This window comes from Neorhizobium sp. T25_13 (genome assembly GCF_002968675.1).
In the GTDB taxonomy this organism is placed as follows: domain Bacteria; phylum Pseudomonadota; class Alphaproteobacteria; order Rhizobiales; family Rhizobiaceae; genus Neorhizobium; species Neorhizobium tomejilense.
Genome location: NZ_PVBI01000012.1, coordinates 14,263 through 36,788, shown reverse-complemented (window position 1 = coordinate 36,788; position 22,526 = coordinate 14,263). Strand labels below are relative to the sequence as shown.

Below are 22,526 nucleotides of genomic sequence, written 5' to 3'. Positions count from 1 at the left end.
ATATTACTCCGCCGCTTCGATAAGGGGTGCCGGAGAAAAATCCTCCGGGAAATGGTTCATCGCGCTCATCACCGGATAGGGCGTAAACCCGCCGAGCGCACAGAGCGAACCGAACTTCATCGTGTTGCAGAGATCCGCCAGCAACGCCTTGTTCTTCTCCGGCTCGATCCCTTGGGCGATCTTGTCAGCCGTTTCGACGCCGCGGGTCGAACCGATGCGGCAGGGGGTGCACTTGCCGCAGCTCTCTATGGCACAGAATTCCATCGCGAACCGCGCCTGCTTCAGCATGTCGGCGCTGTCATCGAACACGGTGATGCCGGCATGGCCGATCAACCCGTCCCGGGCCGCGAAGGCTTCATAGTCGAACGGCGTATCGAACAGCGAGCGCGGGAAATAGGCGCCGAGCGGCCCGCCCACCTGCACCGCCTTCACAGGCCGGCCGGTTGCCGTGCCGCCGCCGATTTTATCGACGATCTCGCCAAGCGACAGGCCGAAGGCCGTCTCGTACAGCCCGCCGTATTTGACATTGCCGGCGATCTGGATCGGGATCGTCCCGCGCGACCGGCCCATGCCGAAATCGCGATAGAAGGTGGCGCCCCGATCCATGATCACAGGCACCGATGCGAGCGAAATGACGTTGTTGACCACCGTCGGACGGCCAAGAAAACCCTGCAGCGCCGGCAGCGGCGGCTTGGCGCGCACGATGCCGCGCTTGCCTTCGAGCGAATTCAGCAGCGAGGTCTCCTCGCCGCAGACATAGGCGCCGGCGCCGGAGCGGATCTCCATGTCGAAGGCATGCACCGAGCCCAACACCGACGGTCCGAGGATGCCGGCGGCACGGGCGATCTCGACGGCTTGGCGCATCGTCGCGATGGCGTGCGGATATTCCGAGCGGGTATAGACATAACCCTTGGTGGCTCCCGTCGCGATGCCGGCGATGATCATGCCTTCGATCAGGACGAAGGGATCGCCCTCCATGATCATCCGGTCTGCGAAGGTGGCGCTGTCGCCCTCATCTGCATTGCAGACGATGTACTTCTGCGGTCCCGCCGCATCCATCACCGTTTTCCACTTGATGCCGGTCGGGAAGCCGGCGCCGCCGCGGCCGCGAAGGCCGCTGTCGGTGACCTGGGCGACGATCTCGGCCCGGCTCATGGCGATCGCATTCTCAAGACCCTTCAGCCCCTGGTATTGGCGATAATCATCCAGCGACAGCGGATCGGTGACGCCGCAACGGGAGAAGGTCAGCCGCGTCTGCTGGCGCAGGAATGGAATGTCCTCGGTCGGCCCGAGATGCAAAGCATGCTGTCCACCGTCTACAAAGCCGGCATCGAACAACCCCTTCACGTCGCCGGCCTTGACCGGCCCATAGGCGATACGCCCGTGTTCGGTACTCACCTCGACCAATGGCTCCAGCCAAAACATGCCGCGCGAGCCGTTGCGCACGACTTTCGCATCGAGGCCGCGGGCTGCGATCTCCTGGGTAATCGCGTTTGCCACCTTTTCGGCTCCGAGAGCGAGCGCTGCGGCATCGCGCGGCACGTAGATCGTCACCGTCATCGGCTTAGCCCCGCAACGATTTCGGAAAGACAGTGCTCGTCGACGCGGCCGTAGACTTCGCCGTCAAGCATCGCGGCCGGCGCGCAGGCACAGAGCCCGAGACAGTAGACCGCTTCCAGCGTCACCGCGCCGTCGAGCGTCGTCTGGTGGAAGTCGATCCCGAGAAGCTGCCGGGCGCGGTCCGCAATGCGGTCGCTGCCCATCGACTGGCAGGCTTCGGCGCGACAGAGCTTTAGCACATGCCGGCCGGCCGGGTGGTCGCGGAACTCGTGATAGAAGGTGACGACGCCGTGCACTTCGGCGCGCGACAGGTTGAGTTCGCTGGCGATGACCGGCTTCACCTCTTCCGGCACATAACCGAACTCCGCCTGGATCGCATGCAGGATCGGCAGCATCGGGCCTTCCAGATGCTTCAGATCCCTGATGATCTGAAGCGACCGCTCGGTGAATTCACCAGCGGAAATTCGCATATTCATAGTCTGTAGCCTCCCGGGCTGATCCGTTTCCGTTTTCGGGGCATCGACGCCGCTACGGCCGTATTGGGATCAGAAAGCCGACGAAGTTGTCCGACAATCGTACTTCGCCTACTGGGAATGGAATGTCGCAACCAGTGCCGCAACCGTCAATAAAGGAGATCGGTTACGCGATAGAAAAAAGCTATCAAGCCATGGCGGCGGGAGTGAGGCTGCGAGCCTCGTGAAGCAGGGCCGACACCAGCGGCGTAAACGGCTCGCGGTGTGTCGCAACAAGCCCGACGATATGTGTGGCTTCCGGATCGACGATCGGGATCGTCCTGATTTCTTTTGCAAAGCCGAATGATCGCGCCACGTTGCGCGGCATGATGCTCGCCCACCGCCCGGTCCCCACATGCGAAAGAAGCACCACCATGGAGTTCGATTCGAGCATTGGCTTCACCGTCACCCCCGCTTCCGCGAGGTGCTGGTTGATGATCCGGCGGTTTTGCATGTCGGGCGTCAATAGACAGAGCCTAAGATCGGCCATCTCCCTCCAGGTCACGCTTTCCCGGTCCGCATATGGCGCGCCTTCGGCGGTCACCAGATTGTAGCGCTCCGCATAAAGCGGTACGCTCGTCACACGGCCCAGCGGCTCGTTGTCGAGATAGGTGATGCCGGCGTCGATTTCGAAATTGTCGAGCTGCGAAAGCACCTGCAGCGAATTGCGCGAGACGACGGAAAACGTGACCTCCGGATGCTTGGCCTGGAAGGGTTCCGTCAATCTGGGGATCATCGCCAGTGCCGTCGGGATCGACGCCAGTCTTATATGGCCGACAAGACCCTTGCGGGCGGCACGCATCTCCTCGCGCATGGTGCGCGCGTCGCCGACGATCCGTTTTGCCCACTCCAGCACGCGCTGGCCCTCCGGCGTCAGGCCCTGATAGCGTGAGCCGCGCACCACCAACTGCACGCCGAGGCTCTCCTCGAGCTGGCGGATGGCGGCCGAAAGCGATGGCTGCGAGATGCCGCATTCCTCCGCCGCCCGGCCGAAATGGCCTTCTCGCGCCAGGGCAATGAAAAATTCCAGCTTGTCGATCATCGCGTTCCTCCGCCGACAAGGGCTAACAAGATGGCGCGGGACATACAAGCAGTCATCCGGCCATGACGATAACCACGGGGGGCCGACCACCGTCCAAAGAAAAAGGCGGCCTTTCGGACCGCCTCGATCTTTCGCAGAGAATTTTGGAAACTCAGGCCGGATTGACGACGCCGTTGAGATGGGTCAGTTCCGCCAGGAACTGCTCGAGCTTGGTCTTGTGCTCGTCGTTCTGCGCGTGGTTGATCTCGGACTGCGTCGTCTCGATCCGCTTCTGCAGCGTCGCGTGGGTCAGCTCGCTCGCCGGAACCGCAGATTCGGCCAGCAGCGTGCAACCGGTCGGCAGGATGTCGGCAAAACCGCCGAACACGACGTATTTGGTGACCTGGCCCGAGGCAAGCTTCACCGAAACCACACCCGGCTTGATGGTCGTCATCGTCGGCGCGTGATTGGCAAGCACCGTCATTTCGCCAAGCGTCGCCGGGATCACCACTTCGGTGACCTTTTCCGAGACGAGCAGGCGCTCGGGCGAAACCAGTTCAAAGTTGAAAGCCTCGGCCATGAAGGTCCACTTCCTCAAAGCAATTCCAGCAAAAGTGCAGAGCGGTTTTGCGTCCGGGATTGCGAAAAACTAAATCACCAGGGCATCGAGGCAATTCCTTGCCGAGAAGCCCGCGTGTTTTATGCGGGAAAGGCGCGCCGGAGAGTTCCCGCGCGCCATCTCGTTCAGGATCAGGCGGCTTCAGCCAGCTTCTTGGCCTTTTCGACGGCTTCTTCGATCGAGCCGACCATGTAGAAGGCAGCTTCCGGAAGATGGTCGTAATCGCCGTTGACGAGGCCCTTGAAGCCCTTGATCGTGTCTTCGAGTGCAACCAGCTTGCCCGGCGAACCGGTGAAGACTTCTGCGACGAAGAACGGCTGGGACAGGAAGCGCTCGATCTTGCGGGCGCGCTGGACGGTCATCTTGTCCTCTTCGGACAGTTCGTCCATGCCGAGGATGGCGATGATGTCCTGCAGCGACTTGTAGCGCTGCAGGGTCGTCTGCACCTTGCGGGCGATATCATAGTGCTCTTCGCCGACGACCAGCGGGTCGAGCATGCGCGAGGTGGAGTCGAGCGGGTCGACGGCCGGGTAGATGCCCTTTTCGGCGATCGAACGCGACAGAACCGTCGTTGCGTCCAAGTGGGCGAACGAGGTAGCCGGTGCCGGGTCGGTCAAGTCGTCGGCGGGAACGTAGATGGCCTGAACCGAGGTGATCGAGCCCTTGGTCGTGGTGGTGATGCGTTCCTGCATCTGGCCCATGTCGGTGGCGAGCGTCGGCTGATAACCCACGGCCGAAGGAATACGGCCGAGCAGAGCCGACACTTCCGAACCTGCCTGGGTAAAGCGGAAGATGTTGTCGACGAAGAACAGAACGTCCTGGCCCTTGTCGCGGAAGTCTTCAGCGATGGTGAGACCGGTCAGAGCGACGCGGGCGCGGGCGCCCGGCGGTTCGTTCATCTGGCCGTAGACGAGCGCGGCCTTGGAGCCTTCGCCGCCGCCATGCTTGTTGACGCCCGATTCGATCATTTCGTGGTAAAGGTCGTTACCTTCGCGGGTACGCTCACCGACGCCTGCGAACACGGAATAACCGCCGTGTGCCTTCGCGACGTTGTTGATGAGTTCCATGATCAGAACCGTCTTGCCGACGCCTGCACCGCCGAAGAGGCCGATCTTGCCGCCCTTTGCGTAAGGCGCGAGAAGGTCGACGACCTTGATGCCGGTGACCAGGATCTGGCCTTCTGTCGACTGCTCGACATAGGCCGGTGCTTCCTGGTGAATGGCGCGCTTGCCGGAGGTGACGAGCGGACCCGCTTCGTCGACCGGCTCGCCGATGACGTTCATGATGCGGCCGAGCGTTTCCGGACCGACCGGAACGGTGATCGGAGCGCCGGTATCGGTGACCCGCTGACCACGAACCAGACCTTCGGTCGAGTCCATCGCGATGGTGCGGACGGCGCTTTCGCCGAGGTGCTGCGCGACTTCGAGAACGAGGCGGTTGCCGTTGTTGTCGGTTTCAAGCGCGTTCAAAATCGCCGGCAGTTCGCCGTCGAAAGCGACGTCGACGACAGCGCCGATAACCTGGGTCACCTTGCCGAGGGACGTGCCCGTTGCGGTAGCCATGATTCTTACCCTCTTTCTTTACCTCAGAGCGCTTCCGCGCCCGAAATGATTTCGATGAGTTCCTTGGTGATCTGCGCCTGACGCTGACGGTTGTAGGAGAGCGTCAGCTTGTTGATCATGTCACCGGCATTGCGCGTCGCGTTGTCCATTGCGGACATCTGCGCGCCATAGAAGGAAGCGTTGTTTTCGAGCAGCGCCCGGAAGATCTGCACTGCGACGTTCTTCGGCAGCAGGTCTTCGAGGATTTCCTCCTCGCTCGGCTCGTATTCGTAGAGCGCCGAGGAGGCATCCGCAGCCTGCGTCGCATCGAACTTGGCCGGGATGATCTGCGAGGCGGTCGCCACCTGCGAGATTACCGACTGGAAGCGTGCGTAGAACAGCGTCGCGATGTCGAATTCGCCGGCATTGTAGAGCGCGAGCACCTTGTGTGCCACCTCGTCCGCCTGGGCGAAACCGAGCTGCTTGACTTCGCGGAACGTCACGTAGTCGACGATGTTTTCGCGGAACGTGCGGCGCAGGATGTCGTTGCCCTTGCGGCCGACGGTGAGGATCTTCACCGTCTTGCCCTGGGCAAGCAGCTTCAGCGCGTGATCGCGGGCGAGACGGATGATCGAGGAATTGAAGCCCCCGGCCAGACCGCGTTCGCCGGTCGCGACGATCAAGAGATGAACCTGATCCTTGCCCGTGCCCGAAAGCAGGAGCGGCGCTTCCGCATTGCCGGCATTGGCGGCCGAAAGGCCTGCCAGCACCTTGGTCATGCGTTCCGCGTAAGGACGGGCGGCCTCGGCCGCCTCCTGAGCACGGCGCAGCTTCGCCGCGGCGACCATTTTCATCGCCTTGGTGATCTTCTGCGTCGCCTTGACGGAGGCGATCCGGTTTTTCAGATCCTTAAGTGAAGGCATCCGTTATCGGTCCTCGAGATTGATCCGTTCTCAGGCGAAAGACTTGGCGTAGCTGTCGAGAGCGGCCTTGAGCTTCGCGCGGGTGTCGTCGGAAAGCTGCTTGTCGGTGCGGATCGCATCGAGGATAGCCTTGCCTTCGGAGCGGAGGTACGACAGGAAGCCCTGCTCGAACTTGCCGACCTGGGCAACCGCTATCTTGTCGAGGTAGCCGTTGACGCCGGCGAAGATCACCGCAACCTGCTCTTCCGTCTTCAGCGGCGCGAACTGCGGCTGCTTCAGAAGTTCCGTCAGGCGTGCACCGCGGTTCAAGAGGCGCTGCGTCGAGGCGTCGAGGTCGGAGCCGAACTGGGCGAAGGCGGCCATTTCGCGATACTGGGCGAGTTCGCCCTTGATCGAGCCGGCAACCTGCTTCATCGCCTTGACCTGCGCAGCCGAGCCGACGCGGGAAACCGACAGACCGACGTTAACGGCCGGGCGGATGCCCTGGTAGAACAGGTCGGTTTCAAGGAAGATCTGGCCGTCGGTGATCGAGATCACGTTGGTCGGAATGAAGGCCGAAACGTCGTTGCCCTGGGTTTCGATGACCGGCAGAGCCGTCAGCGAGCCATTGCCGCGCTCGTCGGAGAGCTTTGCAGCGCGCTCCAGAAGACGGGAATGCAGGTAGAAGACGTCGCCCGGATAAGCTTCGCGGCCCGGCGGGCGGCGCAGCAGAAGCGACATCTGGCGGTAGGCGACGGCCTGCTTGGAAAGGTCGTCGTAGCCGATCAGGGCATGCATGCCGTTATCGCGGAAATATTCGCCCATGGCGCAACCGGCGAACGGTGCGAGATACTGCATCGGAGCCGGATCGGAAGCGGTCGCAGCAACGATGATCGAGTACGGCAGAGCGCCGCGCTCTTCGAGAACCTTCACGAACTGGGCAACCGTCGAGCGTTTCTGACCGATAGCGACGTAGACGCAGAACAGCTTTTCCGACTCAGGGCCGTTGTCGTGAATGGCCTTCTGGTTGAGGATCGTGTCGAGAATGATCGCGGTCTTGCCGGTCTGGCGGTCGCCGATGACCAGCTCGCGCTGGCCGCGGCCGACCGGGATGAGCGCATCGATGGCCTTGAGGCCGGTCGACATCGGCTCATGAACCGACTTGCGCGGAATGATGCCCGGAGCCTTGACGTCGACGCGCGAACGGCGGGTCGCGTTGATCGGGCCCTTGCCGTCGATCGGGTTGCCGAGTGCGTCGACGACGCGGCCGAGCAGTTCCGGACCAACCGGAACGTCGACGATGGCGCCGGTCCGCTTGACGGTGTCGCCTTCCTTGATCGCACGGTCGGAACCGAAGATGACGACGCCGACATTGTCGGCTTCGAGGTTCAGCGCCATACCACGGATGCCGCCCGGGAATTCGACCATCTCACCGGCCTGGACGTTGTCCAGACCGTAGACGCGGGCAATGCCGTCGCCGACGGACAGAACCTGTCCGACTTCGGAAACCTCAGCCTCCTGGCCGAAGTTCTTGATCTGGTCTTTCAGAATTGCGGAAATTTCCGCGGCGCGGATATCCATCAGCCAACCTCTTTCAGTGCAAGCTTAAGGGTGGAAAGTTTGGTGCGAAGGGAAGTATCGATCTGACGAGAACCGACCTTGACGATCAGGCCGCCGAGGATCGACGGATCGATGGTCACGGCGATTGTCACGTCCTTGCCGGTTACGCCCTTCAGCGCCGACTTGAGTTCGTTTTCCTGCGCCTGGGAAAGCGCATGCGCCGAGGTGACCTCGGCAGTGATTTCACCGCGATGCTCTGCGGCGATCTGGCGGAAGGCGCGGATCATGCCGGGCATCGCGAAAAGACGACGATTGCCGGCGACCACCTTCAGGAAATTGGCGACGAGACCGGAAATGCCAGCTCGCTCGGCAACGGCGAGCACGGCCTTCTGCTGATCTTCGGCGGAAAATACCGGGCTTGCGACTAGGCGTCGCAGGTCTTCACTCTCATCCAGCAGCGCCTGAAAACGATCAAGATCGGCACCGACCTTGTCGATCGAACCAGCCTCGAGGGACAGTTCGAAAAGCGAGGAAGCATAACGCTCCGCTACACCGGAAATAAGCTGGGACGTGTCAGCCACGGGCACAGTTTCCCTGTATTGCCATCCAAGCGCCAGACCCTACGGGAGAGGTGAAGCAAGAGCTTGAAATCGTTTGATTTTTTCTCAGAACCTGCAGAGCTTGCGCCCTACCCTTTCCGACTTTCGCGGTCCGTCTAGCATAGGCTGTAAGGACTCGCAACACGCCTGATAACGGAAAAAGCCGGACACGCAAGGGCTGAGAGCGATTTTATACCGGAAGCGGAGGGATTTTCGGCAGGCAACCGCCTGCAATCTTCGAATTATGCGTCAGATATAGCCGAAGACATAGGCGAGCGGCCCGCCGGCGAGCACAACCTGAAGTAGGGAAAACGCTATATTTCTGGGGGTGAAGCCTCGATCGAGGGCACAGGACATCAACCGCCCCAGAGCGGCAAATCCGAGCGCAATGCCGAGCGTCATGTAGATCCAGTCCTGGGCGAGCATGATGGCCGCAAGACCGAAGCCCAGATGATGGGCGCCGGCGGAGCGGACCGCGGCATAACCTTCCGGCCGCACCTCGCCGATCTGGAATGCGGTCAGGCGCAAAACGACGGCGGGAAACAGGAAGACGAGGAAGCCGAGCGCAGCCGTTGCCGCCGCACAGACGAAAGCCACCTGCTCGCCGAGTTCAGTGGGAAAATAGAGTTCCATGTCGCCTCCGCCGCGTTGAGATTCGCAAGATATGCCACAACGTATCCTGAGCCGGAAGGGCCGGATGAGCCGGCCCCGCAGACAGGTCGCGCGGAGCAAGTGCCATTGAAATTTAATGATTTATCCCTATTATTGGGAAAATACGCCAAGCAGGGATAAATCACGGGACGAGGCGTCGATTCGATTTATCCCTTTGCCGCCTGCTCGGGAATGAAAAGGGATAAGATGTTCGAAATCAGCGTCTTGAGCGGAGAACAATCCCGTCAGATCATCGATACCGAACAAGCCTTTTCGGCATGGAAAGCCGCATCGGCGGAATTGAAAAGCCGGTATTCAGGTTCCATGGCCTTCAAGACCGTCGCTGGCCGCGACTATCTCTACCGTAAGACCGGCACGATATGGAAATCACTAGGCCCGCGGAATGACGAGACCGAACTAACCCATCAGCGATTCCACCAGGGCCGGGAGAGATTGAGGGAGAGGACTGCCGCGCTCACCCGACGCCTGGACGAACTGGCTGCCGTCAACCGCGCGATGCGGCTCGGGCGTCTCCCACTGATCGCAGCACGCATCCTGCGCGCCCTCGGCTCCTCGTCTCTTATGGGCAGCGCCGTCGATGTGGTCGGGACCCATTGCATTTTCGCCTATGAGCGGATGGCGGGTGCGAGGGTGGATAGCCAGCTCGTCGCGACGGGCGATATCGACCTGCTCTTCGACGCCCGCACCAGCCTGAGACTGCTCGGCAAGAGCCTCCCCGAAAACGGCTGGCTCGGCCTTCTGCAGCAGGTGGATCACTCCTTCCACCTCCTCGCGAAAGGCGATTTTCGGGCCGCCAACGACGAGGGTTTTCTGGTCGATCTCATCACACCCACCGGACCGAACCCCATACGGTCGAAGCGTACGCCCCCCGCCAAGGGCGCAGGCGACCTGACGGCTGTCGAGATCGAAGGGCTCGTCTGGTTGGTCAACAGTCCGAAAGTCGAAATCGTGGTGCTCGATGCACGGGGCTATCCCGTCATCATGTCCGTGCCGGATCCCCGCAGCTTCGCGCTTCATAAACTCTGGGTATCGGAACGGGACGATCGCGATGCGATCAAGAAAAGACGGGACAGGGACCAGGCCGATCTCGTGGCGCGGCTGCTCGCCGAACATATGCCGCATCTGCGCTTCGATGATCCGGCGCTGCAGGCGCTCCCTTCCGAACTTCGCCAGTTGGCGGCCAGATTTGCGGACAAACCGGAACCGGCTTCGCTGGAACCCGGCTGGTAGCCGACACGGCCGGAAAACAGGACCATCGCGTACGCTAGAGAAAACTCTGCGGGTCGATATCGAGCTGGATCTGCACCGAGCCACGCTGTTTCGGGCCGTTCTCCATCATCGCCCGCAAAAACGCCTGCATGTCGGAATTGCGCCGTCCATGCACCAAAAGCCGGAAGCGATGCCGGCCACGCACCAGCGCCAGCGGCGCTTCCGCCGGACCGAGCACCGAGATGCCGGTGACCTTTGGCGCGGCGGCCCTGAGGCCTCGCGCATGGGTTTCCGCATCCGCCCGGGTATCGGCGGAGACGATCAGCGAGGCAAGCCGGCCGAACGGCGGCAGGATCGCCTTCTCGCGCTCGGCGATCTCCCGCTCGTAGAAAGCGCCGGCATCGCCGGAAACGATCGCCTGCATCACCGGATGCTGCGGCTGGAAGGTCTGCAGCAGGCCATGGCTCTTGAGGCCGGTTCGCCCGGCACGCCCCGTCACCTGGGAGAGAAGCTGGAAGGTGCGCTCGGCGGCGCGCGGATCGCCATTGGACAGACCGAGATCGGAATCGACGATGCCGACCAGCGTCATCAGCGGAAAGTTGTGGCCCTTGGCGACGAGCTGCGTGCCGATGACGATATCCGCCTCGCCCTTGGCGATCGCCTCCAGCTCCAGCCGCATGCGCTTGACGCCGCCGAGCAGGTCCGACGACATCACGATCGTCCGTGCCTCCGGAAAATGCTTTTCGACCTCCTCGGCAATCCGCTCGACGCCCGGCCCGCAGGCGACGAGGTGGTCGAACGTGCCGCATTCGGGACACGCTTCCGGGGTGCGTTCCGAATAACCGCATTGATGGCACTGGATCTGGCTCTTGAACCGGTGCTCCACCAGCCAACTCGAACATTGCGGGCACTGAAAGCGGTGGCCGCAGACGCGGCAAAGCGTCAGCGGCGCATACCCACGTCGGTTGAGGAACAGCAGCGATTGCTCCTTCCGTTCAAGGGTTTTCTTCATGGCCCGCAAAAGCACCGGCGACAGGAATCCGCCGCGCTCCGGCGGGTGGCGCCGCATGTCGATCAGATGCAGGTCCGGCATCGCCGCATCGCCGAAACGGGTCGGCAGGTGCACGGTGTTGTAGCGGCCGGCCAAGCCGTTGACTTGGCTTTCCACCGAGGGCGTCGCCGAGACCAGCACGATCGGGAAATCGCCGATGCGGGCCCGCACCACCGCCATGTCACGGGCATTGTAGAAGACCCGGTCTTCCTGCTTGTAGGCCGGGTCGTGCTCTTCATCGACGATGATCAGGCCGAGGTCCTCGAAGGGCAGGAACAGCGCCGAGCGTGCCCCGGCCACCACCTTCACCTCGCCGGTCACCACGCCGCGCCAAACCTTTTCGCGCATGCGGGGGGCAAGGTCCGAATGCCATTCGCCGGGCTTGGCGCCGAACCGCTCCTGGAAACGTTCGAGGAAGCTTGAAGTCAGCGCAATTTCCGGCAGCAGGATCAGCACCTGGCGGCCGCGCCTCAAGGTTTCGGCGATCGCCTCGAAATAGACTTCTGTCTTGCCCGAACCGGTCACGCCGTCAATCAGCGAGGCGGAGAACCCGCCGGCCCGGATCGATTCCAGGATGTCCACTGACGCCTGTTTCTGCGGCCCCTCGATGCGCGGGCTGATATAGTCCGGATCAGGCCGCGCGACGACCGGCGGCGGAGGCAGGAAGACAGTCTCGAAAATCCCTTGCGCGGTCAGCCCGTCCACGACGCTCATCGAGACGCCGGCGGCATGCGCCAGCCCGCTGCGCGTCCACGGAATCTCCTCTTCGCCGGCGAGATCGAGCACACGCGCTCGCGCCGGTGTGAGCCGCTCCGGCTGGCCGCCGAGATACCGCAATCCCTCGACCATCGGCTCGGGGTCGAGTGCTGCCGGCGCGCGGATCGCCATGCGCGCCACGAGGCCCGGCGGAGAGAGGGTATAGCTCGCCACCCAGTCGACGAAATCACGCATTTCCTTGGAAAGCGGCGGGCAATCGAAGACCAGTGTGAGCGGCCTCAGCTTCTTGGGATCGAGCCTGTCGTCGTTCTCACCGTCCCAGACGACACCGATCAGCTGCCGCGGCCCGACCGGCACCTGGACCACCGAACCGGGCTCCACATGCACGCCCTCCGGCACGGCATAGCTATACGCGCCCGGCACCGGCAGCGGCACCAGGACCGGCACCACCCTTGCCAATGACGGCGCTTCGAACAGTGAACCGAAGAGATCGGACGAATCTATGCCCATGGGCGGGACCATGCCCAAACGCGGAACAAAAGTGAACCCTAAACAGGATTACTCATCTTCCCCGTCGATGACGCCGGTCAGCCGCATGCCGTCGATCCAGGTGGCGCCTTCCTTTCGGATCACCCGCCGCGGCCGCGTGCCGCAACGCTCCTCGACGGCGGAAGCAAGTGGCTCCGAATGGGTGACGATCCAGATCTGGCTGTAGCGAGCGGCCTGGGCGATCATGTCTGCCAGCGGCGGCAGCATGTCCGGATGCAGGCTCGCCTCCGGCTCGTTGAGCGCGATCAGCGGCGGCTGGCGATAGGACATCAGCGCCGCCGCAAGCCCGAGGAAACGGATCTGCCCGTCGGAAAGCTCACGCGGCTGAAACACCCGTTTGGGAAAATCCGGGAAGATCAGGCCGAATTCCGCATATTCGCCGGGCTCGGGCACATGCAGTTTCGCCCCGCCAAGAGCCGCGGCAACGGCGCGGTCGAGCTCCACCGTGTCGCCGCGGGTGTGGACGAGCGTCGCGAACACCGCCGCCATGTTCCCGCCGTCCTGATCCAGCAGCGGCGAGGTAACGGCAAGGCAGGGCTGCCGCAGGGTGGAATCGCGATCCGTTCGAAAACCGTGGAAGAACCGCCAGCCATCGATCAATCGCCGAAAAGCCCCGGCTTCCGGATAATGGCCGGCATCCCCGAGCAGCGCGATTGCCGTTTCCGAGGTCATCGCCTTTTCGGGATATTCCTCCATGCGACCGCTTGTCCCGCGCACCATGATTCCCGGCCCGGTGCGTTTTATCATCGTCACGGGCCGCGAACCGGTTTCAACGACAAGCTCCTCCTCCTTCACCTGCGGCTCGAAGGCAAAGCCCGCTGCATCGATAGGCGGACGAAGCCCCGCCTCGACCCGGTAGCGGAACGTCACCGCGCGCTCTTCATCAAGAACCTCGACCTCGAGCTTGATGCGGAAATTCTTCTCCTGTCGCCGCTGACCAGACCAGAGCGCCGAGGCCATGCCGCCTTCGGCCGCGATCTCATATGCCAGATTGCCGCGAACCGCCGCCTGCACCAGCTGCAGGGCGCGGTAAAGGTTGGACTTTCCGACACCGTTCTCGCCGATGAACAGGTTAACACCGGCCAGATCCATGCGGATCGAGCGCAGCGAGCGATAATTGGCGGCAAACATCGAGCGAAGCAGCATTTTACATTCCTAGCCGAACAACAGGATGAGAAAAATGCTGTTCAACCCGACTTCATGCCGCCGAAGCTGTCTGTGATTTCTCCACGGCCTTGAACGTCGCATCGCCATCCGCGGCAAGTTCGAACACGGTGTGCTGTTCCAGCGCCTTGGAGACCTCCGTCATGTCGCCATCGAGCGCGCTCGGCGGGATCATCTGACCGACGGTGAAATCGAAATGGTCGCCCTTCTTGTTCAGGAGCTCGTAGAACACCGTCATGTCGCGCAGCTCCGTCGACCATTTGGCGAACCAGTAGAACAGGCCGGAATTGCGCGCCCGCATGTGGATCGGCAGGATCGGCAGATTGTACTTGCGGGCGAGACTGACGGCGGATGTTTTCCACGGCCGTTCGTTGAGCTTGCCCTCCGCCCAGTAGGCGATGCGCCCCGAGGGAAACAGCACCATGACCTTGCCGTCCTCGATGGTCTTGTTGGTCAGAACCAGCGTCTCGCGCGCCTTCAGCTTGGTCTTGTATTCCTCCCGCCATTCGACGGGGATGATCATCTCGGAAAAACGGGGATTGACGCGCACCGCATCTCGGTTGGCGAACACCATCATGTCCGGACGGCGCGACTTCAGGAGGTCGAAGACGGCAACCCCGTCGGCGATCCCGGTCGGATGGTTGCTGACGAGAATGAAGCCGCCCTTTTCGGGAATGCGCTCGGCATTGGCGACCGTCACATCCAGTTTCAGGAGGTCGCTCATGTATTCGAAGCACTGGAAGCCGCTGAGCGTCGAGATGTCGTTTGCGAAGTTGATCGCCCGTCCATAACGCAGCAGCGTGTAGAGAAATGGCCGCATCACCGGCCAGAGCGGATTCTGGACGATCCGCTGGCCGCGCTCGGCAATCAATGTGTCGACGATGTGGCCGGGTCTGCCTTGTGAAACGAGGGCGATTGTTTCCGCGAACTGTCCAAAAGTGGTCGTAGAATCACGGCGCGCCATAGAAACTCCCGCAGGCAGGACCTGCTTGATATGGCAGCCCCGTATGATCGAACGATGACATCGTTACCCACGACTAAGGCAGTCTTAGGGATTTTGTAACGCCGTCCAGAGCAATCTGGGGCGCAACCAATCCAAATTCAACGGGGCCGACAGTGAATGAGCTGCTGATTATCGCCGCACCCGATCTCGTGGAAAAACGTCGCGAATGGCTGGAGAGCCTGGCAAACGAACGCCGGCTGTCGGACAATACGCTCGATGCCTATGAGCGCGATACACGGCAGTTTTTGACGTTTCTGACCCGACATCTGGCAGGTCCGGCGAAAATTTCCGATATCCACACCCTGCGCCCGGCCGACCTGCGTGCTTTCCTGGCTGCTCGCCGCAGAGACGGTTCCGGAGCAAGGTCGCTCGGCCGTCATCTCGCCGGGCTCCGTTCATTTCTTCGTTATCTCGAGCGAAAGGGCCTGGTGAACGCTGCAGCCGCCGGCGCCATCCGGGCGCCGAAGCAGCCGAAGTCCCTGCCGAAACCGCTGACCGACCGCCAGGCGCTCAACCTCGTCACGACAGGTGCCCAGCTGCAGGAAGAGCCGTGGATCGCCGCTCGGGATGCGGCCGTTCTGGCCCTGCTCTACGGCTGCGGCCTGCGCATCTCCGAGGCCCTGGGTCTCAGACCAACGGACCTGACGCCGGGCGCGACAACCCTGCGGATCACCGGCAAGGGCGGCAAGACCCGTCTCGTACCGCTGCTGCAGGCCGTGTTCGATGCCGTCGCCACCTACAGGAAACTCTGCCCCTACCATCTGGAAGCCGAAAAGCCGCTGTTTCGCGGCGCCCGCGGCGGGCCGCTGCAGCCGGCGATCATCCAGCGGGAAATGCAGAAGCTCCGGAGCGCCTTCGGGCTGCCGGAGACGGCAACGCCGCATGCGCTGCGGCATTCCTTCGCTACCCATCTGCTCGCCGGCGGCGGCGACCTGCGCACCATCCAGGAACTGCTCGGCCATGCCAGCCTTTCGACGACCCAGGTCTATACCGGCGTCGATTCCTCAAGGCTGCTGGAAGTTTACGACCGCGCCCACCCCCGTGCTTAGCCTCTAAATCTGCCTGAACGAAGTTTTAACCAACTGCGTTAAGCGCTTGTGCAGCCGCCATCGCTAATATGCCAGCAACTTTCAGACGGATGACATGATGACTCCCGCCTTTGCCTCCCCCACCGGCGCTTTGATGAAGCGCGCCCAAGGTTTCGTGCTGTGGCTGATCGCGGCTGCCCACGTCGTGGCGCTTGCCTCTTTGCTTCTCGTCCTCGGCTCGCTGTCCCCGGCACGGGCGGAAACGCCCGCCTGCGACGGCCGGAACCTCCTCGAAGAGATGAAGGCCGAAAAGTCGGCGCTCTACGAACAGATCGTCACTGAAGCCGCCAAAGTGCCGAACGGCAAGGGCATATTCTGGAAGATCGAGAAGGACGGGCTGGCACCATCCTATCTGCTCGGCACCATGCATGTGTCCGATCCGCGGGTTCTGAAAATGCCGCTCGGTGCCGCCGAAGCCCATTCCAAGGCGAAAACGATCATCATCGAATCCGACGAGGTCATTGACGAGAAGAAGGCGATGGCCAAGATGCTGGCCAAACCGGAACTGATGATGCTGACGGACGGCAGCACGATCGATTCGCTCTTGCCGAAGGACGATGTGGTGCTGCTCGAAACCGGTCTGAAGGCCCGCGGAGTGCCGCTCTCTGCCGTCTCGCGCATGCGGCCCTGGATGCTGATGGCACTCGTTTCCGTGCCGGCCTGCGAGCTTGCCCGCAAGGCCCAGAACGTCGCCTTCCTCGACAAGAAGATCGCCGAACAGGCAACGGCCGAGGGCAAGCCGGTCAAGGGTCTGGAAACGCTCGAAGAGCAGGCGGCGGCGCTGAACGCCATCCCGATCGAGCTGCATCTCAAGTCGTTGATCGAAACCATCAAGCTCGGCAAGCGCGTCGACGATGTCTTCGAGACGCTGACGGAAGTCTATCTTTCCGGTGAGATCGGCCTTGCCATGCCGATGCTGAAAGCCGTGGCACCTGATGGCACCGAGGACGAGGCCGGTTATGGCGACTTCGAAAACCTGGTGGTCAGCAAGCGCAACCATGTGATGGCCGATCGGGCAACCCCGATCCTCGATCAGGGCGGCGCCTTCATGGCCGTCGGCGCTCTTCACCTGCCGGGCGAGGAAGGCCTTGTCGAGCTCCTCCGGAAGAAGGGCTTTAAGGTGACGGCGGTCAATTGACGCCGCCGATCCTTCATCGACCACTCGTCATCCGCTTCAGCACATCGGTCTTCCAGTAGAACTGATGCACCAGCACGCCGCCGATATGGGCGACGATCAACGCCCACATCAAAAGTTTCAGCGGTCCCGCATGGGCGAAGCCAGCCGTCGCGTTGGCGAAGAACCAGGCACCGATGCCGGCGAGCGGCATGGCGACAAAAAGCGCGTAAAAAGCCCAGTGGCTGATCTTCGCCACCACCCGCAGGAACGGCGGCTCTTGCCTCGGCTCCGGCGGCACACCTTGGACCAGCCGCAGACAGAGCCGGATCAGGCCGAGAACCAGCACGCTGATGCCGACATAGGCGTGGATGTTGGCCGCACTCACCTGTTCCGGCGTCAGCGCCTGGCCGCGGAACATCAGCCGCGCGGCAGTCTCCATCGCATCGGTGAAAAGCAGGTTGAAGAGGATCAGCGCCGCCATCAGCCAATGCAGGATACGCTGCGGCAAGGTGAACGAGAGAGCCATTTCTCGGCCTTTTCAGAACGTTGGAAGAATGGAATCCAGTCTATGGCCGTTTGCCCGAGGCTCAAGCGAAAGCGGCAAGCCTGTCCAAGATTTAATCCTGGAATTGACCAATCGTAATTCCAGGCGTGTGTTCGGCTTGGTAGCGGTGAATATTGTCGTCCGCTGCAGACAATTGCACCGGAGGCGCTGCTCGGTGTAAAAATTCCGGCCGTTTGATCTTGGAGGAGATGCGACATGGATCGATTTACCGGCGGTTGCCTGTGCGGCAATGTGCGATTTGTGGCGTCGGGACTGCCGTACCGGGTCGGCCTCTGCCATTGTCTCGACTGCCGCAAGCACCATGGAGCGCTTTTCCACGCTTCCGCGATATTTCCGCAGGACGCGGTAACGGTCGATGGCGAGACACGCGAATACGCCGGGCGATTTTTCTGTCCCCGCTGCGGTTCCTCGGTTTTCGCACGCACCGGGGACGAGATCGAAGTCAACCTCGGATCCCTGGATGCCCCCGACCAGCTGACGCCAACCTACGAAAGCTGGATCATCCGCCGCGAGTCCTGGTTGCCGCCGTTTCCGCGCACAAGACTATACGAGCGCGACCGCGACGCCACGGGCCGCTTCGAGGGATAGGGAGCGCGGACAGCGAAAAGGGCAGGACAATGTCCCACCCTTTCTGATCGTATCGCGATGAAAGCGCTAAACGGGCTCACATATGGATCGGCTTGAAGAAGGTGGCGAGCGCGGCTTCCTTGACCGCTTCCGACATGGTCGGATGGGCATGGCAGGTACGGCCGAGATCTTCCGACGAACCGCCGAATTCCATCAGCACGGCGATCTCGTGGATCATTTCGCCGGCGCCGAAACCGACGATATGGCCGCCGAGAACCCGGTCGGTATCCTTGTCGGCGAGGATCTTCACGAAGCCGTCTGTCGCCAGCATCGCGCGGGCGCGGCCGTTGGCGGTGAACGGGAACTTGCCGACCTTGTAGGCGATGCCCGCAGCCTTCAGCTCTTCCTCGGTCTTGCCGACGGACGCCACTTCCGGCTGGGTGTAGACGACGCCGGGGATGACGTCGTAGTTCACATGGCCATGCTGGCCGGCGATGATCTCGGCGATCGCAACGCCCTCGTCTTCCGCCTTGTGAGCGAGCATCGGGCCGCGAACGACGTCGCCGATCGCGTAGATGCCTTCGACATTGGTCTTGAAGTGGCCGTCGATCTCGACGCGGCCGCGGTTGTCGAGCTTGACCCCCGCTTCTTCCAGACCGAGACCCGCCGTGTAGGGCTTGCGGCCGGTGGCGATCAGCACGACGTCGGCTTCGAGCGTCTGGGCGTCGCCGCCCTTGACCGGCTCATAGGTGACCTTGGCGCCATTGGCGGTCTTTTCGACGCCGGTGACCTTGGCATCCGTGCGAATGTCCATGCCCTGCTTCGCCATCATGCGCTGGAACTGCTTGGAAACGTCGCCGTCCATGCCACCGAGCAGCTTGTCGAGATATTCAACCACGGTCACCTTGGCGCCGAGGCGCGACCAGACCGAACCGAGCTCCATGCCGATGACGCCGCCACCGACCACGATCAGGTGCGCCGGCACCTTTTCGAGCGCGATGCCGCCGGTGGACGAGATGATTACCTTCTCGTCGATCTCGACATTGACGCCAGGAATGCCGGCAACGTCGGAGCCGGTGGCGATGACGATGTTCTTGGCTTCGAGTTCCTGGACCTTGCCGTCGTCGCCGGTCACGGAGACCTTGGCCGCCGAAACGATCTTACCGGTGCCGATGAAGCCGTCGATCTTGTTCTTCTTGAACAGGAAGGAGACGCCGTCGACGTTCGACTTAACGGTCGCGTCCTTGTGGGCCATCATCTTTTCAAGATTGAGTTTTGGTGCGGAAACCTCGACGCCGAGCGCATCCATGCCATGGGCGGCGTGGGCGAACATTTCGGAAGCGTGCAGCAGCGCCTTGGAAGGGATGCAGCCGATGTTGAGGCAGGTCCCGCCATAGGTGGCGCGCTTTTCCACGACCGCGACCTTGAGGCCGAGCTGGGCAGCCTTCACCGCGCAGACGTAACCGCCGGGGCCGCTTCCGATGACGACGAGATCATATGCCATAGTACTTTTTCCTTCTCTTCATCTCTTAGCGCCCGCCGCTCACGTCGAGTATGGCGCCGGTTACGTAGGAAGCCGCTGGCGACAGAAAATAGAGGACGGCATCCGCCACTTCTTCCGCCTTGCCCGGCCGTTGCATGGGAACGCTGGGCGCCATGTCGCGCGCCCGGTCCGGCAGGCCGCCGGACGCGTGGATATCCGTGTCGATAATGCCCGGGCGGATCGCGTTGACGCGCACGCCTTCGGTCGCAACTTCGCGCGCCAGGCCGATGGTCAGCGTATCGATCGCCGCCTTCGAAGCGGCGTAATCGACATATTGTCCCGGGGAGCCAAGCTTGGCGGCCATGGACGAGATATTGACGATCGCGCCACCCTTGCCGCCATGTCTCGTCGACATGCGGCGCACCGCTTCCCCGGCACAGAGGATCGAACCCGTGACATTGATCCGCATCATCCGCTCGATGCGTTCCGCGCTCATCTCGTCGATGCGCTGCGGCATGTCGACGATCCCGGCATTGTTGACCAGCCCGTCCAGCCGCCCGAAATGTCGGTCGACCGCCTGAAACATCGCGACGATCTCGGCCGCATTGCCGACATCCGCCCGAACGGCGATCGCCTCGCCGCCGGCTGCCTCGATTTCCGAAACCACCTTTTCGGCAGCCTCCTGATTGGAGGCGTAGTTCACCGCTACGCGCCAGCCACGGCTGGCGGCCATGAGCGAGACCGCCGCACCGATGCCGCGGCTTCCGCCGGTCACCAGGAGAACAGGGTTTTCGCTCATGCCTTGCATTCCTTGAACTCGTACAGGTCCCAGGGGACCTGTTTCAGACCGCTCTTGCCCCACAGTGTCGAATGGCGGACCGCCGGGCCGAAGCCCGGGATCAGGATCGCGTCCGGTGCCGCGGTATTCGCGGCGCCCAATATGTCGACATGGCCGGTCGCCACATCAAGGGCATAGGGCACGCCGGTCCAGACGGTGCAGGCCCGAAGTTCCGCGCCCGTCGCATCGCCCTGCGGGCAATTGTTCGTCACCATGCCGCCGGGACGCTTGGACTCGTCGTCATACATGACGTTGCCGTCGAGCTTCAGCTTGCCCCCGGTGATCGTGAAGAGATGGCTGACCACGGCGGCATCCGAACCGACCGGCTTGAACGCAAGCACGGTCCCGGCAGTCGCCTCGACGAACACCGCCTTCTCGATCGCGCATCGCTCGGCAGCCGCTGCCACGCCCGGCACAAGGCACAGTATCGGAAGCCATGTTTTCAAGGATGCGATCATGGCGTCACCGGAAGAGCGCGATGGTCATGGCGAGAAGCCCGATCAGGCTCACCGTCCAGACGAGGGACCGGATATAGGGCACGCCGCCCATGTAGAGCGGGATATAGACGACCCGGGAGACCAGCCAGATCCAGCCGCCGATCAGTCCCCAGCCGGACGCGTCGTCTCCCGCAAAGGCAACGCCGAGCAGCAGGCCGACGAACGCCGGATAGGTCTCCTGGAAATTCTTCGAGGCGCGTTCGGCACGCCCCGCGAATCGGCCCCTCGGCGCCAGTCCCTGGTCCCGCGGGCCGGCGTTCCATTCACGACCAAGTTCGCGAGTAGAGAGTGTACCCTGCAGCAGAATGTGGAACACCAGAAGGACAACGCTCAAGGCCAGCAGCGTCATGTATGGCGTTGCGGTAACCCCGAGCGTTTCCATGGGTCCATTCCCGTCTTAGAGATCGAGAACCAGGCGTTCCGGATCCTCGAGGCTTTCCTTGACGCGCACCAGGAAGGTCACGGCTTCCTTGCCGTCCACCATGCGGTGGTCATAGGAGAGCGCGAGATACATCATCGGGCGGATGACGATCTGGCCGCCGACGACGACCGGGCGGTCCTGGATCTTGTGCATGCCCAAAATGCCGGACTGCGGCGCGTTGAGGATCGGCGAGGACATCAGCGAACCGTAGACGCCGCCGTTGGAGATGGTGAACGTGCCGCCCTGCATGTCTGCCATGGAGAGCTGGCCGTCGCGGGCGAGCTTGCCGAGGCGGCCGATATCCTTCTCGATTTCGGCGATCGACATCTGGTCGGCATTGCGCACGACCGGAACCACGAGGCCCTTGTCGGTGCCGACGGCGACGCCGACATGGCAATACTGCTTGTAGATGATGTCGGTGCCGTCGATCTCGGCGTTGACGGCCGGCAGTTCCTTCAGCGCGTGGGTCACGGCCTTGGTGAAGAAGCCCATGAAGCCGAGCTTGACGCCATGCTTCTTCTCGAACACGTCCTTGTAGCGGTTTCGCAGGTCCATCACCGCCTTCATGTCCACCTCGTTATAGGTGGTCAGCATGGCGGCGGTGTTCTGCGCGTCCTTGAGGCGGCGGGCGATCGTCTGGCGCAGGCGCGTCATCTTCACGCGCTCTTCGCGGGATGCGTCGTCGGCCGAGGAAACCGGACGCGGTGCCGCCGGAGCGGCAGGTGTCTGGGCGGGAGCGGAAATGCCCTTGGCGACGGCAGCGATCACGTCGCCCTTCAGAACCTGACCACGCTTGCCCGAACCATCGATATCGGCAGTCGAGACGTTGTTGTCCGCAGCGATCTTTGCGGCAGCCGGAGCCGGCGGCATCGATGTGGCGGCAGCAGAGGCGCTGGCGGCGGCAGCCACCGGTGCCGGAGCAGCCGGTTCGGCAGCCTTGGCCGGCGCGGCTTCGGCAGGCTTTGCAGCCGGAGCGGCGGTCGCGGTGCCAGCAGCACCTTCCGCGATCTGGCCGAGCAGGGCGCCGAGGCCGACGGTCTCACCGTTTGCGGCGACGATCTCGGTCAGGACGCCTGCAGCCGGCGACGGAACCTCGACGGTCACCTTGTCCGTTTCGAGCTCGAGGAGCGGCTCGTCGGCCTTGACCGTATCGCCGACCTTCTTGAACCAGGTGCCGACGGTTGCCTCGCTGACGGACTCTCCGAGGGTTGGGACGCGGATTTCGGTGGCCATGATCTGTTTCCGTGTTTGTCAGGTTGTGTCTGTGAAAA

The 22,526-nt window shown here is 62.5% G+C and carries 22 protein-coding genes; 4 read left to right on the top strand and 18 right to left on the bottom strand.

The features are described 5' to 3' along the window. Window positions 1-3: 3 nt before the first annotated feature. From C5J22_RS23825 to C5J22_RS23785, 9 genes are all read right to left on the bottom strand, one after another. Entirely contained in the window at window positions 4-1,560 is a 1,557-nt protein-coding gene (locus tag C5J22_RS23825) for an NADH-quinone oxidoreductase subunit NuoF (RefSeq protein WP_105440271.1), read from the bottom strand. After that, window positions 1,557-2,036: a formate dehydrogenase subunit gamma gene (locus C5J22_RS23820; protein ID WP_105440270.1), complete on the bottom strand. Its 480-nt coding sequence runs from the start codon at window positions 2,034-2,036 to the stop codon at window positions 1,557-1,559. The genes C5J22_RS23825 and C5J22_RS23820 overlap by 4 nt, the downstream gene beginning before the upstream one ends. A gap of 184 nt (window positions 2,037-2,220) precedes the next feature. Continuing rightward, complete coding sequence (locus C5J22_RS23815) at window positions 2,221-3,114, bottom strand: LysR family transcriptional regulator (RefSeq protein ID WP_105440269.1); 894 nt, start codon at window positions 3,112-3,114, stop codon at window positions 2,221-2,223. 151 nt (window positions 3,115-3,265) lie between these two features. After that, window positions 3,266-3,673 carry a F0F1 ATP synthase subunit epsilon gene (locus tag C5J22_RS23810; protein WP_105404599.1) on the bottom strand — a complete coding sequence of 136 codons (408 nt, stop codon included), beginning with the start codon at window positions 3,671-3,673 and terminating at the stop codon, window positions 3,266-3,268. A 170-nt stretch (window positions 3,674-3,843) separates the two neighbouring features. Continuing rightward, the gene (gene atpD, locus C5J22_RS23805) at window positions 3,844-5,274 is read right to left on the bottom strand and encodes a F0F1 ATP synthase subunit beta (protein WP_105422655.1); all 1,431 of its coding nucleotides are present in this window, start codon (window positions 5,272-5,274) and stop codon (window positions 3,844-3,846) included. A 23-nt stretch (window positions 5,275-5,297) separates the two neighbouring features. Further along, window positions 5,298-6,176, bottom strand: coding sequence for a F0F1 ATP synthase subunit gamma (locus C5J22_RS23800; protein WP_105422653.1), 879 nt, complete (start codon window positions 6,174-6,176; stop codon window positions 5,298-5,300). Window positions 6,177-6,206: 30 nt separating this feature from the next. Then, window positions 6,207-7,736, bottom strand: coding sequence for a F0F1 ATP synthase subunit alpha (gene atpA, locus C5J22_RS23795; protein WP_105440268.1), 1,530 nt, complete (start codon window positions 7,734-7,736; stop codon window positions 6,207-6,209). Beyond that, window positions 7,736-8,302, bottom strand: a complete 567-nt coding sequence (locus C5J22_RS23790) for a F0F1 ATP synthase subunit delta (RefSeq protein WP_080950990.1) — start codon at window positions 8,300-8,302, stop codon at window positions 7,736-7,738. Before C5J22_RS23790 ends, atpA begins: the two co-directional genes overlap by 1 nt. Before the next feature lie 261 nt (window positions 8,303-8,563). Next, a complete protein-coding gene (locus tag C5J22_RS23785; protein WP_105440267.1) occupies window positions 8,564-8,947 on the bottom strand; it encodes a DUF4345 domain-containing protein in 384 nt (127 codons plus the stop codon). A gap of 225 nt (window positions 8,948-9,172) precedes the next feature. Here C5J22_RS23785 and C5J22_RS23780 point away from each other — a divergent pair, with 225 nt between their 5' ends. After that, window positions 9,173-10,216 carry a nucleotidyltransferase domain-containing protein gene (locus tag C5J22_RS23780; RefSeq protein ID WP_105440266.1) on the top strand — a complete coding sequence of 348 codons (1,044 nt, stop codon included), beginning with the start codon at window positions 9,173-9,175 and terminating at the stop codon, window positions 10,214-10,216. 34 nt (window positions 10,217-10,250) lie between these two features. Here C5J22_RS23780 and C5J22_RS23775 read toward each other — a convergent pair whose 3' ends face one another. The 3 genes from C5J22_RS23775 to C5J22_RS23765 are packed head-to-tail and all read right to left on the bottom strand — an operon-like array spanning window position 10,251 to window position 14,640. Then, a complete protein-coding gene (locus C5J22_RS23775) occupies window positions 10,251-12,473 on the bottom strand; it encodes a primosomal protein N' (protein WP_105440265.1) in 2,223 nt (740 codons plus the stop codon). Between the two features lie 48 nt (window positions 12,474-12,521). Next, window positions 12,522-13,658 carry an AAA family ATPase gene (locus C5J22_RS23770; protein WP_105440264.1) on the bottom strand — a complete coding sequence of 379 codons (1,137 nt, stop codon included), beginning with the start codon at window positions 13,656-13,658 and terminating at the stop codon, window positions 12,522-12,524. Between the two features lie 52 nt (window positions 13,659-13,710). Continuing rightward, the gene (locus C5J22_RS23765; protein ID WP_105440263.1) at window positions 13,711-14,640 is read right to left on the bottom strand and encodes a GNAT family N-acetyltransferase; all 930 of its coding nucleotides are present in this window, start codon (window positions 14,638-14,640) and stop codon (window positions 13,711-13,713) included. Window positions 14,641-14,792: 152 nt separating this feature from the next. Between C5J22_RS23765 and C5J22_RS23760 the strand changes: the two genes are divergently transcribed. Together C5J22_RS23760 and C5J22_RS23755 are read left to right on the top strand one after the other, a co-directional pair. Next, the gene (locus C5J22_RS23760; RefSeq protein ID WP_046605268.1) at window positions 14,793-15,728 is read left to right on the top strand and encodes a tyrosine recombinase XerC; all 936 of its coding nucleotides are present in this window, start codon (window positions 14,793-14,795) and stop codon (window positions 15,726-15,728) included. 97 nt (window positions 15,729-15,825) lie between these two features. Next, window positions 15,826-16,905, top strand: a complete 1,080-nt coding sequence (locus C5J22_RS23755; RefSeq protein ID WP_105440262.1) for a TraB/GumN family protein — start codon at window positions 15,826-15,828, stop codon at window positions 16,903-16,905. A 13-nt stretch (window positions 16,906-16,918) separates the two neighbouring features. Here the strand turns inward: C5J22_RS23755 and C5J22_RS23750 are convergent, their stop codons facing one another. Continuing rightward, window positions 16,919-17,410 carry a cytochrome b gene (locus tag C5J22_RS23750; RefSeq protein ID WP_105440261.1) on the bottom strand — a complete coding sequence of 164 codons (492 nt, stop codon included), beginning with the start codon at window positions 17,408-17,410 and terminating at the stop codon, window positions 16,919-16,921. Between the two features lie 234 nt (window positions 17,411-17,644). Between C5J22_RS23750 and C5J22_RS23745 the strand changes: the two genes are divergently transcribed. Then, on the top strand, window positions 17,645-18,037 hold the full coding sequence (locus C5J22_RS23745) for a GFA family protein (RefSeq protein WP_105440260.1): 393 nt from the start codon (window positions 17,645-17,647) through the stop codon (window positions 18,035-18,037). Between the two features lie 76 nt (window positions 18,038-18,113). Here the strand turns inward: C5J22_RS23745 and lpdA are convergent, their stop codons facing one another. The 5 genes from lpdA to odhB are packed head-to-tail and all read right to left on the bottom strand — an operon-like array spanning window position 18,114 to window position 22,488. Next, the gene (lpdA, locus tag C5J22_RS23740) at window positions 18,114-19,520 is read right to left on the bottom strand and encodes a dihydrolipoyl dehydrogenase (RefSeq protein ID WP_105440259.1); all 1,407 of its coding nucleotides are present in this window, start codon (window positions 19,518-19,520) and stop codon (window positions 18,114-18,116) included. A 25-nt stretch (window positions 19,521-19,545) separates the two neighbouring features. Further along, complete coding sequence (locus C5J22_RS23735; RefSeq protein WP_105440258.1) at window positions 19,546-20,298, bottom strand: SDR family oxidoreductase; 753 nt, start codon at window positions 20,296-20,298, stop codon at window positions 19,546-19,548. Further along, complete coding sequence (locus tag C5J22_RS23730) at window positions 20,295-20,783, bottom strand: hypothetical protein (RefSeq protein WP_245440517.1); 489 nt, start codon at window positions 20,781-20,783, stop codon at window positions 20,295-20,297. The genes C5J22_RS23735 and C5J22_RS23730 overlap by 4 nt, the downstream gene beginning before the upstream one ends. 16 nt (window positions 20,784-20,799) lie before the next feature. After that, window positions 20,800-21,216, bottom strand: a complete 417-nt coding sequence (locus C5J22_RS23725) for an MAPEG family protein (protein ID WP_046665075.1) — start codon at window positions 21,214-21,216, stop codon at window positions 20,800-20,802. 15 nt (window positions 21,217-21,231) lie between these two features. Next, window positions 21,232-22,488, bottom strand: coding sequence for a 2-oxoglutarate dehydrogenase complex dihydrolipoyllysine-residue succinyltransferase (gene odhB, locus C5J22_RS23720; protein ID WP_105440256.1), 1,257 nt, complete (start codon window positions 22,486-22,488; stop codon window positions 21,232-21,234). Window positions 22,489-22,526 lie beyond the last annotated feature (38 nt).